Origin of the sequence: Streptomyces sp. NPDC056169 (assembly GCF_042268445.1) — a bacterium.
Lineage (GTDB): Bacteria > Actinomycetota > Actinomycetes > Streptomycetales > Streptomycetaceae > Streptomyces.
On sequence record NZ_JBHJUO010000041.1, the window covers coordinates 1 to 18,341 of the forward strand.

Genomic DNA, 18,341 nt, shown 5'->3' on the forward strand with positions numbered 1-18,341 from the left:
CCCCGATGCTCTGGGACCCGATCCGCTACTCCGAGACCTGCCCGTCCTCGGACGGGGCCTGCGCCATGGTCCTCACCGACCGCGAGGGCGCGGCCGCGCCGTGCCGCAGGTCGCGCAAGTTGATCGGCGGCAGGCCGGCCGTCTCCACGATCCGCTTGAACTCCTTGGACACGGTGTCGGGGTGCAGCCAGCTGCCGCCCTCCGTGGTGAAGACCTTGCCGGTGTCCGTCCACTTCTTCCCGGCCTTTAGGTGCTCGGCGCGCTCGGCGGCCTGGCGGGCGCGGTGCTCCTGCAGCACTGCCACGGTCTCCCGGTCGAGCATCACCGCCGACATGGAGGAGTCAGTTTTGGGGGCCGTCTCGATCGGCGTCCAGCCGTCCACCACGATCTCAGTCAGGACGTCAATGCGCGGCGGCTCGACGTCCAGGTGCACGTTCGCCCAGTCCGCGCCGACACCTTCACCGCGGCGTAGGCCATGGTGAGCGATCAAGTGATAGAAGGCGTACAGCCGATGGTCCTCAGCTTCGTCGAGGAACGCGCCCAGTTGCGCGGGACTCCACACCATCACAGGGCTGGGAACCACGGCGGTCTCACGCCACCGAGCGACGCGCTCGGCCGTCCACAGCAACCCCTTGGGTCGTGCGCTGGAGCCCAACTCGACGTGCGCGGCCGCGTTGAAGGTAATGAGCTGCTGGGCAATGGCCGCGTTCAGTGCCGTGCGCAGGGTGCGGCGGATGGCGTGCCTTGTGGCCGGGCCGTTGGTCTTCCGGTACGGCTTCATCTCGGCCAGCTTCGCGCGCTCAGCGGCCAGACGGTCGCGCTCCTTGGCCGGCGGCCGCCCGGGCCGGGACCACTTCGCCCGCTGCTCCTGCTCTCGGCGGGCCGCATTCTCAGCACGGACCGTGTCCGACTCGTCGGCGATGGCGTCGAACATCTCCTGGACGTGGCCGACGTTCAATCGGTCGAGGCGGTAGTGCCCAACCCGCGGCTTCAGGTGGACCTTGATGTGGGAGCGGTAGCCCGCGTTCGTCGTGGTGCGCGTCTTCTTCCCGGCCATCCACCGGTCGAGCCACTCCCCCACGGTGGCCTTACCGTCCAGCGGTACGCCCACGCCGAGGCGCCGCTGCACCTCAGAAATCTCTGGGATGGAAGCGCGGCGCGCTGCGATGTCGGCGAGCAGGTCGCCGACGCGCCGCTGTTCCTCCACGTCGTCTCCCGGTAGGGAGAGGATGGCTTGCAGGCGGGACAGGTCGCCTTGGGCCTCGGCCACGCTGCCGTAGCCGGTCCTGCGAAATGTGCGTCTCTTGCCCTCGGCGTCCGGCGGCAGCTCCTGACGGAGACCGACAGAGCCGTGGGCCCTCTTCTTCAGCTGTGGGCACGCGTTACCCAACAGCTTGCCGTCGCCCCCGCGGCACTCACATCGGCGGTAGACGCTCCCCGCGCGGCGCGCTGACGGCATGGCCTACTCCTTTCATTCGGGAGGCTCGGACGGCCCGGCGTCCAGACGCACCAGCCCCACCCCCACTACATGGTCCGCGACCTCGTTGAGCCGGTCGAGCATCGACTGGTCCATGCCTGCATTGGGGCGCACGGCGACCGCCAATCCGTGTTCGGTCCTGATCGGTACGAGCAGTTCACCGTCGGGCACGTCGTCCGAAAAGACATACCAGACCCGTGGACGCGCTGACGCCATGCAGTCCTCCCCCACCCATCGCTCATGCGTTCGAATGTGGTCGCATACCTGCACCTTATGGTCAGTAGATGCGGTACCCGCATGATCGCATCACAGGTCCCACAGGTCTACTGTCGGTTCACGCCTGCCACCCAGAGTGATGCAATGCGGAATGCATTCCTCATTCGGGGGAATGCGGGGGAGCCAAGGTGTCGATGAGCCGCAGGAGTCGCTCCCGCTGGTCTGTCGGCAGCTGGTCCAGCTTGCGCACGTAGGCCTTGGCCTCTGATGAGCCGCCGATGAGTGGGTCGACGCCGAAAAACTGGCTGCCGGCCGCGTCCTGGAGGGTCTCCACGGGCAGCTCGCAGGCCGCAGCGAGAGCGCGCAGCTCCTCATACTGGGGGGGCGTGATCGTCTCGCCCGTCTCCAGGCGGTAGATCCAGCCGCGCGTCACCCGAGTGCCCGTGGTCGCGTCAACCGCCTTGGCGGCGAAGGCGGACAGCCCCTCATTCAGCTCCGCGCGCCGCCGCCGGATCAGGTCGGCGAACTGTGTCCGCCGTTCAGGCGCTGGCGTGGTTCCAGCGGGAGACGTGTCGTTGGGGGCCATGGGGCTCATCCTGCCACTCCTGCGGTCAGAGGTATTCACGGGCCGTTCAGGGTCTGCACTGTCCAGAGAGACGTACGGGCAGGTCGCTTGGGCCGTTCATTCCATGCACTGGACGGATTGTTCAGCACATCGGCCGATCACGCCAGATCGCAGAGAGTCATTGACCAATTACATACCTGCGCCCGCGCACGTTCGATCGACTAGACAAAGCGTTCAGCGCATGGAATGCTCACGTCCATCGCCGTTCAGTGCGATGAACAGACCGTCCCGTGAGGTGAACGTGAGCGATACCCCCACCCCGCCCACCATGTACGCGGTCGTCAGTGGCGACCGACTCAAGACGTTCATGGAGCGCACCGGCACCGGTGAGGCAGTCACCAGCCGCGAACTCGCCGCCCTGGCCGGAGTGGCGCACGGCACGATCGGCGCCCTCATGTCCGGCACCCAGCGCCTGGTCCCCGAAGACAAGGCCAAGGCGATAACCCGCGCCATCGGCATCGACCTCTTGGTCCTCTTCATCCCGATGGAGCGCGCAGGCCGCACCTTCATCCCGGCCCAGCCGCAGAAGGAGGCCGTGTGAGCGTCAAGAAGGTTGAGCCACTGACCCCGGAGCAGGTCCTGGACCTGCCCGCGATGCCCCCGGTCAAGGCCGCGTTCGCCGCCCTGAACATCAGCGAAGGCAACGGCTACCAGCTGATCCGCCAGGGCGCATTCCCCATCGAGGTGCTCGAGTTCGGCCGCGCCAAGCGCGTGCGGAAGGCCGACCTGGTCGGCTTCCTCGGCCTCTCCCTGCTCGCTACTGCCGGGGTCCAGTCGGCAGCAGCCGCTCACAGCGACGGCGCCACCGGGGTCCAGCCGGTGACGCCGTCCGAGCAGCCCGCCCTCACCAGCAAGTAGAGAAACGGAGCAGCCCATGCAGCAGCTTCCCGCATTCAAGGCTGCGCGCGCCATCGCAGCCGCCCAGGCCGCCGCCGACGCCACCGACCCCGCCCTGGCCGAGTGCCTCGGCGCCATCGGTGAACTGGTCGAACGCACCGGCGACCCGGAGGCCGTCTACGCCTGGATCCACCGTGTCTTCAGCCGCGAGGACCTGCGGATGGTCGCCGCGCAGCACGGCATCACCGTGCACGAGACCCGCGTGCCGGCGGAAGAGCAGCCGGCCGAGACGATCGTCATCTGGACCGCTACCGGCGGCCTGGCTATCGCTCCGCAGGGACAGCACCCCGCCGACACCCTCACCCAGCTGCGCGCCGCCATCGCCGAGCTCTACGAAGGGCAGCGCCTGACCGCCGAGTCCCAGGCCGCCGCCGCCCAGGCGGCGCGTTGAGCAGCACCGCCGCGCGCACCCGGGACACCCCGGACCGTGCGGCCGCACCCCAGCACGTCCACGGCGCCCTGTTCGTGGACATGGACAACTTCCGCGCCCGCTACGAGTGCACCCGCCCCGGCTGCCCGCAGCCGAAGGAAGGCCCCGTCTGCGCGAACGACCGCCTGGAGGGCAACGACGGCCTCCCGGTCCGCCGCGGCGCCCTCGGTGTCGCGCACTTCATCGCCGGCATCAAGACACACCACCTGAACACGTACCACGGGGGCACCCCTTGACCGACTCACAGACCGCCGATCTCCGGGCCGCCGCCCGCGAGTTGCACGACGCTGGCCTGTGCGTCCTCCCCATCAAGGCGGACGGCAGCAAGCGGCCGGCCGTGTCGTGGATGCAGTACAAGGTGAACCGCAGCACCCCCGCCGAACACGATGCCTGGTTCGACGGCGACCGACCGCGAGGCATCGCCGTGGTCTACGGAGCCGTATCCGGTGCTGTCGAGCTGATCGAGTTCGAGGGCCTCGCCATCCGCGAGGGCCTGCTGAACGACGTCACCGAGATCATGGAGGCCTCCGGCCTCGGCGAGCCCTGGACCGCGATCCTGAACGGCTGGGTGACCGAGTCGCCCAGCGGCGGCCGCCATTACCGCGTCCGCCTCGACGGCGCCGCCGTACCGCCGAACCGCAAGCTGGCCTCCCGACTCGCCGAGGAACACGAGTGGGACGACAACGAGCGTCAGCGGGTCGCTGAGAAGCCCAACACGAAGATTGTCCGCGTCCTCATCGAGACGCGCGGTGAAGGCGGTTACGGCCTGGTCGAGCCGTCCGGCCCCGCCGTCCACGCCTCCGGCCGTCCCTACGTCCGCGTGGCAGGCTCGCCGGCCACGATCCCCGTCCTCGACGCAGACACCATGGGCGCCATCCGGGACATCTGCCGGATGGTCGACCAGATGCCCGTGCCCGAGGCGCCGAAGACGGCCCCCAAGGCGGCGGAGCCGCTGCCCGGCGGAGGCCTGCGGCCCGGCGAGGACTACGAGGCCCGCGCGGACTGGGGCGAGATCCTGCGCGGCACGTTCCGGCCCATCATCACGCGCGGCAACACCACCTACTGGGGCTGGGCCGACGGCGTCGGCAGCGTCAAGGCCACCACTGGCCGCGACCCGGAGAAAGACCGCCTGTGGGTGTTCGCCACCGGCTCGGAGTTCCAGGCCGACACGCCTTACAGCAAGTTCGGCGCCTACACGCTGCTGGAGCACGGCGGCAACTTCAAGGCCGCGGCCGCCGAGCTGCGTCGCCAGGGGTACGGCACCGAGCCGCCCCGCCGGCGCCTGTCCTCCGTGCCCGCGCAGTCGCAGCACTTCGCCGACGGGTCCTCGGCGCTCGACCACGCCCCCGACCCCCAAGAGGGCGGATTCGAGGGCGGCCCCCACCTGCGCTCTGTGTCGTCCCGTCCCGAGCTGGACATCACGAACGAGGCCGACGGCATTGACGGCGTCCTGGCACTCATGGCCGACGGCCGTCTGCCCGACCTGTACAAGCGGTCCGGCGGGCCGTGCTGGGTGTACCGCGACGACAACGACGACCCGGTGGTACAGCAGCTGGGCACCGACAACCTGCGCGCCTACCTCGCCGACCACCTCACCAGCTACACCCTGAAGCGAAACCCGGTCACCGAGCAGCTGGAGGAAGAGCGCGAGCTGCTCATGCCCAAGAGCTGCTCCACGATCCTCGGCCGGAAGGACTGGCCCCTGCCCGTCCTCCGGGGCGTTGTTACCTCGCCGGTCATCCGCCCCGACGGCACGCTGCTCGACTCCCTCGGCTACGACCGGGCGACCGGCCTGTACCTGGAGCCCCGGGTGCCGCTGCGCCGCCTCGCCCCCCAGGTGACGCGGGACAGCCTCGACAGGGCCAAAAGCATCGTCCTCGACCAGGTGCTGAAGGACTTCCCCTGGGTCGCGGCCAGCGACCGCGCGCACTACCTGGGCGCGCTGCTGACGCCGATCTTGCGGCCCTACTTCCACGGGCCGACACCGATGTTCGTGCTCACCGCGACGGCCGCCGGGTCCGGCAAGAGCCTGCTGAAGGACATCTTCCGGCACTGCTACGGCATCGCGGACACGGCCTGGCCCGAGAACGACACCGAGTTGCGGAAGAGCATCACCACGCAGCTGTACGGCACCGGGCAGCCCGTCGTCGTCCTCGACAACCTGCCGAACGGCTGCATCATCAAGTCGCCCGTCCTGTCCGCCCTGCTGACCTCCGAGGTCTGGGGTGACCGGGTCCTGGGCGCCACGTCCAAGGTGACCATGCCGAACGATCGCCTCTGGATCGTCACCGGCAACGCCCTCCGCACCGGCGGGGACAACGGCCGTCGCGTCCTCTGGGTTCGCCTGGACCCCGACTGCCCCGACCCTGACCAGCGCGACAACTTCACCGTCGGCGACCTCCGGCCCTGGCTGCGCCACAACGCTTCCACCTTGGTCGCCGCCCTCGTCACCCTCGTCCGGGCCTGGGTCGCCGCGGGGACGCCCCAGGTCCGCGTCCGCAAAGGCGACTACAGCGAGTGGGCCAGCACCATGGCCGGCCTGCTCGACTTCCTCGGCGTCGAGGGCTGGATGGCCGACCGCAACGAGGCGCGCGACCAGGACGACGAACTGCAGGAGTGGGCGCTCTTCCTGGAGATGTGGCGGCAGAGCTACGGCAGCGAGCCTCTGACCACGGGGGCTGTCATCAAGGGACTGCCCACCCACGTGCCGCGCAAGGGCGACGAGCCGCCGAGCGCGAACCAGTTGGGCATCTGGCTGAAGGCCCGTGCTGGCCGCTACTTCGGCACCCACAAGGTCGTGATGGTCGTCGACAGCCACAGGAAGCAGAACCTGTGGCGCGTCGAGGTCCACGCCGACCGCGGCACCGGCGGGCACGAGTCGTGACCGGCCGTCCTGCGGGGAGTGCGGGGACTTCGCGGGGACCTGTGCGGGGACTTCGCCAGGTCCCCGCATGCGGGGCGACCTGCATGGATGCGGGGATGCGGGGACTTGCGGGGACTCGGCCCGCTCCCCTGTATAGCGCGCGCGTCTCGCATGCATCGCGCATCACATGTGCCGCACGTCGTCGCACGACAGTTCTGAGGGCCTCCGGCATCAAGGGATTTCCCAACTCCCCGCAAGTCCCCGCGTCCCCGCAAAACCGCTGATCAGCGCCACCGCAGGACCGTGCGGGAGTCCCCGCAGGACTCCCGCCAAGTCCCCGCACTCCCCGCAACAGCCCAGCAACCGAACCGAGGTGAACCGTGAGCACCGCCACCGCTACCGCCGTACCGCAGACCTTCACACCCCGGCCCTACCAGGTCGACGCCATCGAGGCCCTGCGCAAGGGCTGGGCCGCCGGCACCAACCGGCTCGCCGTCGTCCTCCCGACCGGCGCCGGAAAGACCGTCGTCTTCTCCCACCTGGCACACCAGATGCTCGACACCCTCAACGGCGGCCGCGTCCTCGTGATCGCGCACCGCGAGGAGCTGATCGAGCAGGCCGCGGCCAAGCTGCTGGCCGTCGACCCGATGCTGCGGGTCGGCATCGTCAAGGCGCAGCGCGACGACCACGCGGACGCCGATGTAATCGTGGCGAGCGTCCAGACCCTGGCCGTGGCCAAGCGTCGCGAGGCCATCCGCGACATCGGCCTGGTCATCGTGGACGAGTGCCACCACGCCGCGGCCCGCACCTACATGGAGGTACTCGAACACTTCGGCGCCTGGCGCGGGGTTCCCGTCGCCGGGTTCACCGCCACGATGACCCGCACCGACGGCGGCCTGGCCGAGGTCTGGGAAGACGTCGTCTTCCGTCTCGACATCCTCGACATGATCGGCGACGGATACCTGTGCGACGTCCGCGGCAAGCGCATCACGGTCGACAGCCTGGACCTGGACAAGGTCCGGACCCGTGGCGGCGACCTGGTCGACGGGCAGCTGGGTAAGGCGCTGGAGGACTCGGGCGCGCTGGACGCCATCGCCAAGGCCTACGTCGACCACGCCGGGGACCGCCCGGGCGTCGTCTTCACGCCGACCGTCGCGACCGCCCAGGCCGCCGCTGCCGCGCTGGAGGCCGCCGGCATCACGGCGGCCCCGGTGTGGGGTGGCATGAGCCGGGACGACCGGCGCGCGACGCTCGCCCGGTACAGCGCCGGGGACGTGCAGGTGCTCACCAACTGCATGGTCTTGACGGAAGGTTTCGACGCCCCGCACACGTCCTGCGCCGTCATCGCCCGCCCCACCAAGAGCCCGGGTCTCTACGTCCAGATGGCCGGCCGCGCCCTGCGCCCGGCACCCGGGAAACGGGATGCCCTGCTGCTCGACGTCATGGGCGCCTCGACCCGCCACAAGCTCGCGTCGATGGTCGACCTGACCGAGCGTGAGATCGGCCAGGCCGAGGAGGGCAAGACGCTCCGCCAGGTCGCCAAGGAGGCCGCGGCCGCCGAGAAGCGCAGGGTCCTGACCGCGCGGGTCGAGGCCGAAGAGTTCAACCTGTTCGGCTCGTCCGCGATCCGCTGGCTGCGCACCCCCGAGGGCACGTGGTTCATCCGCCTGACCGGCGCCATGTTCCTCTTCCTCCAGCGCGACCCCGGCACCCGGCTGTACCGAATGCGCCGCTGGACGGAAGGCACCGGGGTGCAGCCCCCCAAGGACGACACGGCCCGCCCGCTGCCGGAGGCGCTGGCCTGGCTGGAGCAGCAGGCCAAGGTCCTCGCCCCGCACGCGTTCGTCGCACGCCAGGCCCAGTGGCGGTCCGGGAAGCCGACCTCGAAGCAGATGGGCCTCTGCCGGCGCATCGGCATCGACGTGCCGCGCGGCAGCACCGCAGGCGACGTTGCCGACCTCATCGACCAGGACCGCGTCGGCCGCGTCCTCGGCCAGCTCATCCTTCCCGCCGCCGCATAGCGGTCCGGGCCTGTCGCTATCAGGCCCGGACCTCCCCCATCACACCACGGAGGAACGCATGACGAACCGGCAGATCACCCTTGACGCCCCCCGCCGGATCCAGCGCCGCCGCGCCAAGGGGTGGCGCGCACCCGCTGACGCGGTCTACGTCGGCCGCGGCAGCCGCTGGGGCAACGCCTACCCGCTCAACTCCACCCAGGTTCGTATGCCCGCGCTCGACGGCAGCGAGTGGGAGCACGAAGGGCGCCTCGGCAAGGCGTCGGGGCAGCGGCACGCCTTCGTCCACCCCGACGGCGCCGTGACCTGGCACCTGGTGCAGGACGCCACCCCGAAGCAGGTGATCGAGCTGTACCGCCGCTGGCTCGCGGAGCGGCCGGAGCTGGTCGACGTGATGCGGCGGGATCTGGCTGGCCGGGACCTCATGTGCTGGTGCCCGCCCGGCCGACCGTGTCACGCCGACGTCCTGCTGGAGCTCGCTAACAAGTGACCATCGCCGCCCTACACCGCCTGCTTGACGAGATCGACACCCAGGGCGGCCCCGAAGCCGCCCGCCAGAACCGCCTCCACCTCCCCGAGGCCCAGAAGGGACCCGCACCCATGGCCCAGCCCGTACCGCAGCTCTCCTCCATCCCGGACCTGCCCCTCAAGGCACGCGCCGCCGGCGAACCGCAGCCGCTCCCCGTCGGTCAGCTCCTCAAGTGGGGCGACGAACACCCCGACCCCCAGGTCCAGGACCAGGCTGCCCGCGCCCGCGCTGTCCTCGCAGGCCTCCGCAAGCGGTACGCCACCGACCAGGAGCTGACCGCCATCACGACCGAGGCCGAGCAGTTGGAGAAGCGTCTCGTCGAACTCCGTTCGCGTGAGGCCGAGCTGGCGCCGCCGAAGAAGAAGCCGACCAAGCGGAAGCCCGTCGACTACCCCGCGGCCGAAGTCCGCGCCTGGGCCGCAGCGAACGGTGTCGACTGCCCGCCGGTCGGGCGCGTCCCGAAGACCGTCGTCGAGGCCTGGCGCGCCTCCCTGCCGCATTCCGGATGACCACGCCTAACGGCCGCCCCTGCGGGATTCAGGGGCGGCCTCCCGCCCATCACACCACGGAGGAACACAGACCATGACCACCCAGCCCCGTCTCTTTCGTCTCCAACGCGACCACGACGTGAGCGGCGTCTCCGGCACCGGCCACATCGCCGACGGCGTCCTGTGGCCCGATGGGACCGTAACCCTGCGCTGGATAGGCGACCGCCCGTCAACCGTCCACTGGGACCGCCTGAGCGACGCGGTGGCCATCCACGGGCACAACGGCGCGACGCGGATCGTGTGGGCCGACGAGCAGCCGCCAGCCGAGCTGCCGAAGCCCGGCGAGCCGATCGTGCAGGCCTCCAAGTACAGCGTGAACTGCCTGCCCGAGGACGGCATCGACTCCCACGTCTTCGAGATCACCGTCGAATACCGCGGCCATGGCCGGTGGGCCGTCAAGCGGCACTCCCAGTGCCTCGGCTCCGACGGCACTTGGGAGTACGAGATGCGCCCCTCCGAGCGCGAGGACGAGTGGCTGGACGCTCACCGCTTCGACCTCGACACCGCGCTGAAGCTCGCCAGGGATCAGGCGCCCCTCGTCACCGTGAACGGCTTCACCGTCGACGATGCGCTCAAGCGGCTGACCGAGAGGGCTGTCCGGTGAGCCCGCAGCGTCGTCCCACCGCCCGCGAGGTCCTCACCCCTCGGTCGGAGCATCTCCTCGCCACCGTGTACGCGGGGCAGGTGCGGGCGGTGGTCATCGAGCGGGCACTGAAGCGGATGGCCGAAGCCGACGCCAGAGCGCGCCGCGGACAGATGCCCGACAGCAACCTCACTGAGGCCCAGCAGAACGGAGCCCAGCCGTGACCCTCCCCGACCGCGCCCTGCGATGGCTGTACCTGGCCGCCGCCGCCCTCGCCGGCCACTGCTCCGTCACCAGCGCCCGCGCAGACGCCTGGTGGTACGCCATCGGCCTGTTCGGTGTCTCCCTGCTGCTGGCCGTCGCCGCGGGCCGAGAGTACGTCGCCGCCAACGAGCGCCGCGCGGCCGCGGTGCGCGCCGAGCGGGCCGCCCGCCCCTGCGGCCTCCGGCCCATCACGGGCGAGGTGGTCGACGCGGCCCTGGCTGCCGCCTGCTGCGAGCGCTGGTGGACATCCGCCGGCGCCGCCCATGACCACACCTGCAAGAACTACGAGCACCAGCGGAGGACGGCATGAAGCGCCACACCGCCAGCACCACCACCGACGACGCCCTGGACGAGTTGTACGCGAACGCCTCCAAGGGCTGGCGCCGCGGCGACATTTGGAAGGCCAAGGCGAAGGAGATCGAGGTCGACCGCGACCGCCTCGCCGAGGAGCTGGAGCAGGCGCAGGCCACCATCGAGCGCGTCCGCGCGGCCGTCGCCCCGTACGACTGGACGCACGCGCAGGTCCCCGCCGCGCGGGTGCGCGACGCCCTCGCAGAGCCCAAGGAGAGCACCACCCCGTGAACACCTGCGAGCTGTGCGACCGCGCGGCCAGCGGCTACCTGTGCACCCGGCACCGGGAGCAGCTGGCCGCGGGGCTGCAAGAACTACCCGCCCTGTACGCCGAGGTCGGCGAGTGCCTGGTGCCTCGCCGGTCCGGCTGGGGCGAGATCGTCGCCACGAAGAGCGCGGCCGGCCCGCGCTCGCCGGTCAATGAGGACGTGATCGACACGATCACCTGGATCCGCGCGGCCGAGACGATGCGCCTGTGGCGGGTGGACGTGCGGCGCGTGCGCTGGCCCCACCGGGGGGCACCGCCGCCTGGAAGCCTCGCCGCGGACTGCCGATGGCTGGCGCAGGAACTCGACTGGATCGTGGCGCAGTACCCGGCGGCCGGCGACCTCGCCCGCGAGGTGAGGGAGCTGGAGCTCCAGGCCCGGAGCATCGTCGGCGACCCGCTGCCGAGGCCCCAGCGGATCGGCACGTGTGTGGCAGTGACGGACGACCAGGGCACGGTGTGCGGGGCGGTGATCTCCCGCCTGCCAGGCGAGACGACGCTGATATGCCGCTGGTGCGGGACCGCCTACGGGCCTGAGCGCTACCTGGTGCTGCAGGCCTTCCAGCCTGCTGATTCGCCGTGATGCGCACCGGATGCGTTCCATTGGCTGTACAAAGCGTTCAGGCTATGGAACGCTAGAGCACGCAAGAAAGGCCGGGCAGCAGCTCGGGGAGTGGTGTCCCCGGCGCGCGCACCGCCCGGCCTTTCACCGAACTACCTGATACGAGCAGGAGTCGGCATGACCGATCTTTCCCCGCGCCCCAGTGCGCGCGCAAGCTCCCCGCAGGAGCGCGTCGCCAAGCTGCACCAGCTCGCCGACGCGGACTACGCCAGCACGGCCCACCTCCGGCGCCAGAACCCCACCTGGCCCCTCACCGGTGGCGCCGCGCGCCCCGTCCACGACGAGCCGCACGTGCCCAGCGACCTGGACGTCGCCATCGGCGTCGCCCAGCAGCTGCTCGGCAGCGACAGCGTCCTCTCCCTCCGCGAATCCCTGCGCCTGCTGCTGCGCGCCCTCGGCGCCGAGCCGCAGACCGAGGAGGAGCGGGCACGCCACTTCGTCGAGCGGCATTTCCCCCAGATCGCCGCGTTCCTCAACAGCGAGCAGGGTGAGCGCCAGTGAGCACCGAGCCCACCTCCGCCGAGGTCCGCGACCTGCGCGCGCTCCTCACTACCGTCCTCGACGCGATCACCCTCCCCCACGACGACCCCGCCTACGACCGACGGATCCTTGAGCGCGCCAGCTGGGCCCGCACCGTGCGCGAGGCCCTCGACGAGGACCCCGCGGACCTTGCCTGGAACGTCAGCTTCCTGCGGGCCAGGCTCGACGCCGAGGAGAAGAAGGCGGCCGAGCGCAAGGACGGTGGCCAGTGAGCACCCGTTCCCTCACCCGCTGGCAGATGGGCGTCCTTGGGGCCGCTGCCGCGCTGATGCTCGCCGTCGGCGCGGCCGGCGCCTCGGGCACCTACACCAACGTCGTCTCCGAGTTCCACCGGCAGGCCACCGCGGCCGGCGTCGTCGCCGCTGGCGAGGGCCTCACCCTCGTCCTTGCGCTGATCATGCTTGGGCGGACCATGCTCGGCCAGTCGTCCCCCGCGGTCGTCCGGCTCGGCATGTGGCTCGCCCCCGTCTCCGCTTCCTGCATCGGCGTCACCATCGCGAGCAGTCCTCGCGATGCCGCCGTCTATGCCGTGACCCCGCTCGCCATGTCCGGCGCGGCCGAAGGCCTCGGGTTCATCGCTCGGAGCGTCGTCGTCTACACCACCGGCGTGGACGCCGAGGCGCAGCGGCGGAACGCGGATGCCGTGCAGCAGCTCGCCTATCACCAGGCGGTTGCCGCCCGGCACCCGGACGAGAAGCAGCGCGCCAAGGCCCTGCGTAAGAGCTGGGATCTCGCTGAGAAGGTCGGTGTCGGCGACCAGGTCCTCGGCGCCGCTCTCGTCGAGGTGCAGCGCGGCCGCATCACCGAAGGCGCCGATGAAGCGCTCGCCGGCATGTTCAGCGCGGCCGCCCCGGCCGCCGTCGAGCAAGCGCCCACGAAGCCCGGCCTGCCGTCGGCCACCGAAGCGGTCCGTACTCACCTCGCTGGGATGGACCCGGTGGATGCGATCCGCCTCGCGGCTGATGCGCGACCTGATGCGCCGCCCGCCGAGCTGTCATCCGTGCTTGCCTACTACGGGTTCTCCATCGACCCGGCCGCGGTCGCCCTGGTCCTCGGCCAGCGGCCCCCGGAGTACGAGGTGCAGCGCAGCGATACGCCCGCGCATCAGCAGGTCAGCGCCCTGCCGCCCGTGAACCTCCAGGGCGCCGTCGAGGAAGCCGCATCAGCCCTCGGACCGGACGCCAAGGCGAAGGACATCGTCGAGCACATCGCCCGGCACCGGCGCCTGGTCGTCGACGAACCCTACGTGCGCACCGCCCTGTCCCGGGCCGCGAAGAAGCCCCCGGCACCGGTGAAGCGCGACGAGGGGAACGGGGGATACGTGTGATGCGCTGGTCCCTGATCATCCTCGCGCTCGCCCTGGTTCTCACCTTCCCCAACCTGCTCGGTCTCGTCGGGGTCCTGGTGACGGAGCCGATTGTGGTGGCGTTCGGTCTCGGCGTCGCGGCGGCCATCTGGCCGCGGCACCGGGCCGTCGCCCGGATCCGCGGGAGGCGTCGATGAGCAACGACGCCCTGCACAAGGCCCTCGCCGCCGCGAACGAGGCCTCTATCGACTCCCAGCAGCTGGAGCTGGTCAAGGCCGTGCTCACCGCACAGGCCATCAGCCAGGCCATACAGCCCCACACCTGCCAGCACGACCACCAGCAGCCCACGCCATTCGATGCCCGCAAGTGGTGGACCATCGGCGGCCTCGCCTGTGCTGGCGCCTGCGTCGCCTGCGTCCTGGCCCTCGCGTTCGCCATGGCGTTCATCGCCATCGCCATCGCCGCGGCCTGCGCCACCGGCTGCTTCCTCATCCTGCGCGCCCTGTGGCGCGACTACCTCGCCGGCCGCTGACCGGCCGCCACGTCCTGGAGGACACCCCAATGGCGAACACCAAGGCCGCGCCCAGCGGCGCCAACGGATCGCAGGCCAAGGGCACCAAGAACTTCGGTACCTTCGCCCCCGGCTTTACCGTCAACGTCAACGCCAGCAAGAGCACCACCAACGGCGCTCCGGCCCGGCAGGGCGGCGGGCAGCCCAGCGCGCAGAACCTGCTGCCCGCCCCGGAGTTCACCTCTCCGGCCGAGGTCAGGAACTACTGCAACAGCCTTCGGGCTGCCGCCGTGACCCTGTCCATCGAGGTCGCCATGGGCGCCGAGATCCTCAAGGGCGTACTGGCCGCCGTTCCCGACCCGCAGGGCCGCGCGTTCGGCTCCCGCATCCGCGCCCAGAAGGTCGCCCGCAAGCTCAACAAGGCCGCCGACGCCCTCCGGGATGCGGCGAAGAACGCCGCCGCCGCGTACTCCACGTTCCAGCAGGAGTACGAGGAGGAGATCAACCGCGTCCGGCACCGCGCCCGGCGCCCGCAGCAGCCCGTCATCAACTGGTCCCAGCAGTAAGGAGGCACGGCGATGGCCGAGAAGAACACCGACCAGCAGCATGAGGCGCAGCTGCGAGGCGCCTCCGACGCCGGGGGCGTGGGCAAGTACCTGCTGCACCGGGCCAAGCCGCACCTGCCGCCCTGGCTGGGCGTTGCGGGCGTGGGCGTGGCCGGCGCCCTCGGGCACTGGCGATGGGGCGACAGCGCATGGGCCGGTGCTGGCCTCACCCTCGCCTCGGTGGCGCTGACCGGCGCCACCTGGTGGGCGGGTAGGTCGACCAGCGCGCAGCGGCGCCTCCACTCGGCCATCACCGTGGCCGCAGGAACCGCCTGGGTCACCGCGGCCTGCATCTCTGGGCCGACCGCAGGGCCGATCGATGACCTGTACCTGATGGGCGGCCCCGTCATGGCGCTGACCTGGAACGTTCGCATGATCATGCGTCGCAACCCGGATGCTGTCGGGGAGAGCAGCGACAAGGGCCTGCTGGAGAAGGTGGGCTTGGCTCGCACGCAGATCGGAAACGTCAAGGTCGAGCCCAACAAGGTCACCGTGCCCTACGCGCTGCCGGCAGGAGAGGGCACCCACGAGGACGTCTCCAAGGCCCTGCCGCGCATCGCCTCTGCCCTCGACGTCCCGACCAGCGCCGTGCGCAACCGGCCTGACCCCGACTCGGCCCGGCGTGGCACGTTCACCGTGGTGCCCATGGACATGCTGAAGGAGGTCATCTGGTGGCCCGGCCCGTCCTCCCCCGGCGGATCGATCGCTGAGCCGCTGGTCATCGGCGTCTACGACGACGGCCGCCCCCTCGTCCTCACCCTGCCCCAGGCCATCCACCTGCTCATCATGGGCGTGACCGGTGCAGGGAAGACCGAGGGCGCCATGGACGTGCTGTGCGAGGCCCTGACCCGCCGCGACGTCGCCGTCTGGCTGTCCGACCCCAAGCGCGGCCAGGACCTCGGCGAAGCCTTCCCGGCCTGCGACTGGGTAGTGGACACCGGCGACGGCGCAGAAATCATGATCGAGGCCCTCAAGGCCGCCATTCCCGCACGTCAGAAGTGGCTGGGTGACCACGCGTACCGGTCATGGGAGCCTGCGGCCGCCGAGGTCCAGACCGACCCGGCGCACTCCTGCCGCAAGGGCGCGGCCTGCCAGTGCCCCGGTATGCCCTACCTGCTCGCCTGGTTCGAGGAAGCCGCGAACACCCTGCGCGCGACCGACGACGACGTGTTCACCGGCATCGCGCAGGAAGCCCGGAGCGCTGGCGCCAGCCTGGTCATCTCCATGCAGCGCGCCTCCGGCTACCAGATCAGCACCGACACCCGGGCGAGCCTGCCCGCCGCCCTCTGCTTCGGCGTGGACGAGCGGGACGCCGGATTCGCCCTGCCCTCCGAGGTCCTCGACGCCGGCGCCAACCCTGGAGCCTGGGGCAACAAGCGGCCCGGCTACTGCTACCTCTGCTCCGCGGGCGTCGAGGCCGACCTGTGGTCGACCCCGTCCCGGACGTTTCGCAACGACCCGGTGTCCCTGGAGTGGGTGGCCCGCGCGTTCGAGCCGATCCGCATGGGCATCGACCCTGTGACCGCAACCGCGGCCGCCGGTGTCGCTGGCAAGCTGTACACCGACCGTGCGGCTACAGCCAACGACGAGCAGGCGGCCCCGGCCGCCGAGGAAGGGGAGCCCATGACCGGCCCCCTGGTGGACCCGGAAGACATGGACATCGACCCCGAGGCCGAGTTGCCCGAAGCGCAGGATGGCGACGACATCCCTCTGTTCGGGCAGGGGGCCGGCCGTAAGCCCGGCCCTGCGGAAGGTCGGCGCCTGTTCGCTCAGGCCCTGGCGGAGTTCGAGCAGAAGGGACAGATGGTCGTAGGCCCCAAGGACTTCATGGACTGGTGCGAGGCCAACGACCTCTCCCGCCCTTGGGTGTCCGCGCGGCTCAAGGAGGCCGCCCTGGACGGGCGCCTGGAGGCCACCAGCCAGACCGGCCGCTGGCGCATCGTGCCCGCCCTGACACCCGCGTGACACCTGACACCGTCACGGCCGCCTGACACCGCGCCCACCTAGGGAAATGGGTGTCAGACGGCCCCCTGACACCGGCCCCTGACATCACCAGTCAGGGGCCGTTCTGCTGCCGCATCATGGAGGCATGGAGTCGCAGATCATCCGCCCTGGCTACCTCACCGCCCACCAGACCGCGCGCGTGCTCGGCATCGGTCTGGGCGGCGTGCGGCTGCTCGTGCACCGCGGCCAGCTGCACCACGTCGGCGGCAGCCCCCGACAGCGCTGGTTCGCCGTGGACGAGGTCACCGCCCTGGCCGCCAAGCGGGCCAGCAAGGCCGCCGCTTGACCGCAGGTCAGCCGCGTGTAACGATCTCGGTGAACAACTGTGCCCTCAACCGGCACCACAGACGCACGACGAAGCCCCGACCGCACAGGCATCCGGTCGGGGCTTCGTCGTGTCCGGGCCGTGCCTCAGTCTCGATCCCCACGGCGCCACGGCCGGCCACTACCGCCCGGCCGCACCGTCACATCCGGCGCCTGGCCCGACCGCCGCGCCCTGGTCGTCCCCGCGACCGCGCCCACAATCAGGCACGCCGCAGGCAGCAGCAACAGCCACCAGCCCTTGATGACGGCCGCGAACACGAGCAGCAGCCCGACCGCGAACACCCCAAGCGCCCAGTCCGAACGTCCACCAGCCACGGCAACCCCCTCCAGTCGTAGGCCGTCACCGTAGGACAGGAGCGACCGATGCCCAAGTCCCTGCGCTGGCGGGTCTGCTCGGCGCCCGGCTGCCCCGAGTACACCCAGCACGGCAAGTGCGACGACCACCGCCGGCAGGCAGAACAGCGGCGCGGCAGCGCCCGGCAGCGCGGCTACGACCGCGACCACGAACGCCGCTTCCGCCGCCCCGTCCTCGAACGCGACCCGCTGTGCGTGTGCACCGACACCGCACACGGACACGGACAGTCGTGCGGGCAACCGTCCCGGCATGCCGACCACCACCCCACCGACCGGCGCGCCCTCGTCGCCGCCGGCCTGGACCCCAACGACCCGAAGCACGGCCGCGGACTCTGCGGCCCTTGCCACAGCAGCCACACCGCAGCCGAGCAACCCGGAGGATGGCACGCATGAGCGGCACCGAGCGCACTGGCCAGGACGCCCAGCCCGACGGCCACCTACACCTCGGCGACCTCGGCCAGAGCAGCGCCGACGCTACGGCCACAGCCACGGCCCGGCTACGCCGCGCCTCCAGCCCCGGCCAACTGCCTTCGCGATTCGAGCATCAGCCTGCGGTCACGTCTGCTGCTCCTGCTCCTGCTTCGTCTCCTGCTCCTGAGCCTGATGCTGTTGTGGTCAGGCTGCTCCGCCACGATGAGGTCATGGAGCACCGCGAGGCGCTCGCCCAGTGGCTCCAGGGCAACGGCATCGACCCCAAGGCGGTCGCCCTGGACTGGCTCAGCATCGAGCGGGCCGGCGACAAGCAGCTCATCCGCTACCTGACCCACCGGGTCAACGAGGATGGCCGGCGGCTGGTCGACCCGCGCCACCCCAACGAGGCCTGGAAGGACGAACGGGTGACCCCGCTCCTGGTCAATCTGGACATTCCGGCAGGCGGCGACTGTCACGCAAAGTGACCCCGACCCCCTGACGACCCCGGGGGGTTACCCCCAAACAAGATCATCTCAGGACCGCCGGGGAGGTAACTCGCGCTGTGTACGGGTCTCCGACCCTCAAACGATCATGGTGA

General features: G+C 70.8%; 26 protein-coding genes and 1 pseudogene. 23 read left to right on the forward strand and 4 right to left on the reverse strand.

Annotation, left to right across the window (positions count from 1 at the left end; translation table 11 throughout):
• Positions 1-943: 943 nt before the first annotated feature.
• From ACFC0G_RS38815 to ACFC0G_RS38825, 3 genes and pseudogenes are all read right to left on the reverse strand, one after another.
• Positions 944-1,459, reverse strand: a pseudogene (locus tag ACFC0G_RS38815) (site-specific integrase); the annotation flags it as partial.
• A gap of 12 nt (positions 1,460-1,471) precedes the next feature.
• On the reverse strand, positions 1,472-1,693 hold the full coding sequence (locus tag ACFC0G_RS38820; protein ID WP_375847196.1) for a hypothetical protein: 222 nt from the start codon (positions 1,691-1,693) through the stop codon (positions 1,472-1,474).
• A gap of 160 nt (positions 1,694-1,853) precedes the next feature.
• Entirely contained in the window at positions 1,854-2,279 is a 426-nt protein-coding gene (locus ACFC0G_RS38825) for a helix-turn-helix domain-containing protein (protein WP_375988985.1), read from the reverse strand.
• Positions 2,280-2,559: 280 nt separating this feature from the next.
• Between ACFC0G_RS38825 and ACFC0G_RS38830 the strand changes: the two genes are divergently transcribed.
• From ACFC0G_RS38830 to ACFC0G_RS38930, 21 genes are all read left to right on the forward strand, one after another.
• A complete protein-coding gene (locus ACFC0G_RS38830; RefSeq protein WP_375847198.1) occupies positions 2,560-2,859 on the forward strand; it encodes a helix-turn-helix domain-containing protein in 300 nt (99 codons plus the stop codon).
• Entirely contained in the window at positions 2,856-3,176 is a 321-nt protein-coding gene (locus tag ACFC0G_RS38835; RefSeq protein ID WP_375847199.1) for a hypothetical protein, read from the forward strand. Before ACFC0G_RS38830 ends, ACFC0G_RS38835 begins: the two co-directional genes overlap by 4 nt.
• A 16-nt stretch (positions 3,177-3,192) precedes the next feature.
• A complete protein-coding gene (locus tag ACFC0G_RS38840; protein WP_375847200.1) occupies positions 3,193-3,606 on the forward strand; it encodes a hypothetical protein in 414 nt (137 codons plus the stop codon).
• Positions 3,603-3,881: a hypothetical protein gene (locus tag ACFC0G_RS38845; RefSeq protein WP_375847201.1), complete on the forward strand. Its 279-nt coding sequence runs from the start codon at positions 3,603-3,605 to the stop codon at positions 3,879-3,881. The genes ACFC0G_RS38840 and ACFC0G_RS38845 overlap by 4 nt, the downstream gene beginning before the upstream one ends.
• Complete coding sequence (locus ACFC0G_RS38850) at positions 3,878-6,529, forward strand: bifunctional DNA primase/polymerase (protein WP_375847202.1); 2,652 nt, start codon at positions 3,878-3,880, stop codon at positions 6,527-6,529. The genes ACFC0G_RS38845 and ACFC0G_RS38850 overlap by 4 nt, the downstream gene beginning before the upstream one ends.
• Before the next feature lie 359 nt (positions 6,530-6,888).
• Positions 6,889-8,529: a DEAD/DEAH box helicase gene (locus tag ACFC0G_RS38855; protein WP_375847203.1), complete on the forward strand. Its 1,641-nt coding sequence runs from the start codon at positions 6,889-6,891 to the stop codon at positions 8,527-8,529.
• A gap of 58 nt (positions 8,530-8,587) precedes the next feature.
• Positions 8,588-9,016 (forward strand): DUF4326 domain-containing protein, encoded by a 429-nt coding sequence (locus ACFC0G_RS38860; protein WP_375847204.1) that lies wholly within the window; start codon positions 8,588-8,590, stop codon positions 9,014-9,016.
• Entirely contained in the window at positions 9,013-9,564 is a 552-nt protein-coding gene (locus ACFC0G_RS38865; RefSeq protein WP_375847205.1) for a hypothetical protein, read from the forward strand. Before ACFC0G_RS38860 ends, ACFC0G_RS38865 begins: the two co-directional genes overlap by 4 nt.
• Positions 9,565-9,637: 73 nt before the next feature.
• Positions 9,638-10,207, forward strand: a complete 570-nt coding sequence (locus ACFC0G_RS38870; protein ID WP_375869839.1) for a hypothetical protein — start codon at positions 9,638-9,640, stop codon at positions 10,205-10,207.
• Positions 10,204-10,410, forward strand: a complete 207-nt coding sequence (locus ACFC0G_RS38875; RefSeq protein WP_375988992.1) for a hypothetical protein — start codon at positions 10,204-10,206, stop codon at positions 10,408-10,410. The genes ACFC0G_RS38870 and ACFC0G_RS38875 overlap by 4 nt, the downstream gene beginning before the upstream one ends.
• Positions 10,407-10,760 carry a hypothetical protein gene (locus ACFC0G_RS38880; protein ID WP_375988995.1) on the forward strand — a complete coding sequence of 118 codons (354 nt, stop codon included), beginning with the start codon at positions 10,407-10,409 and terminating at the stop codon, positions 10,758-10,760. Before ACFC0G_RS38875 ends, ACFC0G_RS38880 begins: the two co-directional genes overlap by 4 nt.
• On the forward strand, positions 10,757-11,032 hold the full coding sequence (locus tag ACFC0G_RS38885; protein WP_375988998.1) for a hypothetical protein: 276 nt from the start codon (positions 10,757-10,759) through the stop codon (positions 11,030-11,032). Before ACFC0G_RS38880 ends, ACFC0G_RS38885 begins: the two co-directional genes overlap by 4 nt.
• A complete protein-coding gene (locus tag ACFC0G_RS38890; RefSeq protein WP_375989001.1) occupies positions 11,029-11,649 on the forward strand; it encodes a hypothetical protein in 621 nt (206 codons plus the stop codon). The genes ACFC0G_RS38885 and ACFC0G_RS38890 overlap by 4 nt, the downstream gene beginning before the upstream one ends.
• 156 nt (positions 11,650-11,805) lie before the next feature.
• Positions 11,806-12,189 carry a hypothetical protein gene (locus tag ACFC0G_RS38895; RefSeq protein ID WP_375847208.1) on the forward strand — a complete coding sequence of 128 codons (384 nt, stop codon included), beginning with the start codon at positions 11,806-11,808 and terminating at the stop codon, positions 12,187-12,189.
• The gene (locus ACFC0G_RS38900; protein ID WP_375847209.1) at positions 12,186-12,440 is read left to right on the forward strand and encodes a hypothetical protein; all 255 of its coding nucleotides are present in this window, start codon (positions 12,186-12,188) and stop codon (positions 12,438-12,440) included. The genes ACFC0G_RS38895 and ACFC0G_RS38900 overlap by 4 nt, the downstream gene beginning before the upstream one ends.
• Entirely contained in the window at positions 12,437-13,555 is a 1,119-nt protein-coding gene (locus ACFC0G_RS38905) for a conjugal transfer protein (protein WP_375847210.1), read from the forward strand. The genes ACFC0G_RS38900 and ACFC0G_RS38905 overlap by 4 nt, the downstream gene beginning before the upstream one ends.
• The gene (locus ACFC0G_RS38910; protein WP_375847211.1) at positions 13,555-13,731 is read left to right on the forward strand and encodes a hypothetical protein; all 177 of its coding nucleotides are present in this window, start codon (positions 13,555-13,557) and stop codon (positions 13,729-13,731) included. Before ACFC0G_RS38905 ends, ACFC0G_RS38910 begins: the two co-directional genes overlap by 1 nt.
• A complete protein-coding gene (locus ACFC0G_RS38915) occupies positions 13,728-14,066 on the forward strand; it encodes a hypothetical protein (RefSeq protein WP_375847212.1) in 339 nt (112 codons plus the stop codon). The genes ACFC0G_RS38910 and ACFC0G_RS38915 overlap by 4 nt, the downstream gene beginning before the upstream one ends.
• Before the next feature lie 29 nt (positions 14,067-14,095).
• The gene (traA, locus tag ACFC0G_RS38920; protein WP_375847213.1) at positions 14,096-14,611 is read left to right on the forward strand and encodes a plasmid transfer protein TraA; all 516 of its coding nucleotides are present in this window, start codon (positions 14,096-14,098) and stop codon (positions 14,609-14,611) included.
• Positions 14,612-14,623: 12 nt separating this feature from the next.
• Positions 14,624-16,615, forward strand: coding sequence for a plasmid transfer protein TraB (traB, locus tag ACFC0G_RS38925; protein ID WP_375847214.1), 1,992 nt, complete (start codon positions 14,624-14,626; stop codon positions 16,613-16,615).
• A 124-nt stretch (positions 16,616-16,739) separates the two neighbouring features.
• Positions 16,740-16,940 (forward strand): hypothetical protein, encoded by a 201-nt coding sequence (locus tag ACFC0G_RS38930; RefSeq protein ID WP_375847215.1) that lies wholly within the window; start codon positions 16,740-16,742, stop codon positions 16,938-16,940.
• 125 nt (positions 16,941-17,065) lie between these two features.
• Here the strand turns inward: ACFC0G_RS38930 and ACFC0G_RS38935 are convergent, their stop codons facing one another.
• Complete coding sequence (locus tag ACFC0G_RS38935; RefSeq protein WP_375989008.1) at positions 17,066-17,293, reverse strand: hypothetical protein; 228 nt, start codon at positions 17,291-17,293, stop codon at positions 17,066-17,068.
• 48 nt (positions 17,294-17,341) lie between these two features.
• Between ACFC0G_RS38935 and ACFC0G_RS38940 the strand changes: the two genes are divergently transcribed.
• Positions 17,342-17,725, forward strand: coding sequence for a holin (locus ACFC0G_RS38940; RefSeq protein WP_375989011.1), 384 nt, complete (start codon positions 17,342-17,344; stop codon positions 17,723-17,725).
• Between the two features lie 248 nt (positions 17,726-17,973).
• Positions 17,974-18,228 carry a hypothetical protein gene (locus ACFC0G_RS38945; protein WP_375989014.1) on the forward strand — a complete coding sequence of 85 codons (255 nt, stop codon included), beginning with the start codon at positions 17,974-17,976 and terminating at the stop codon, positions 18,226-18,228.
• Positions 18,229-18,341: the final 113 nt, after the last annotated feature.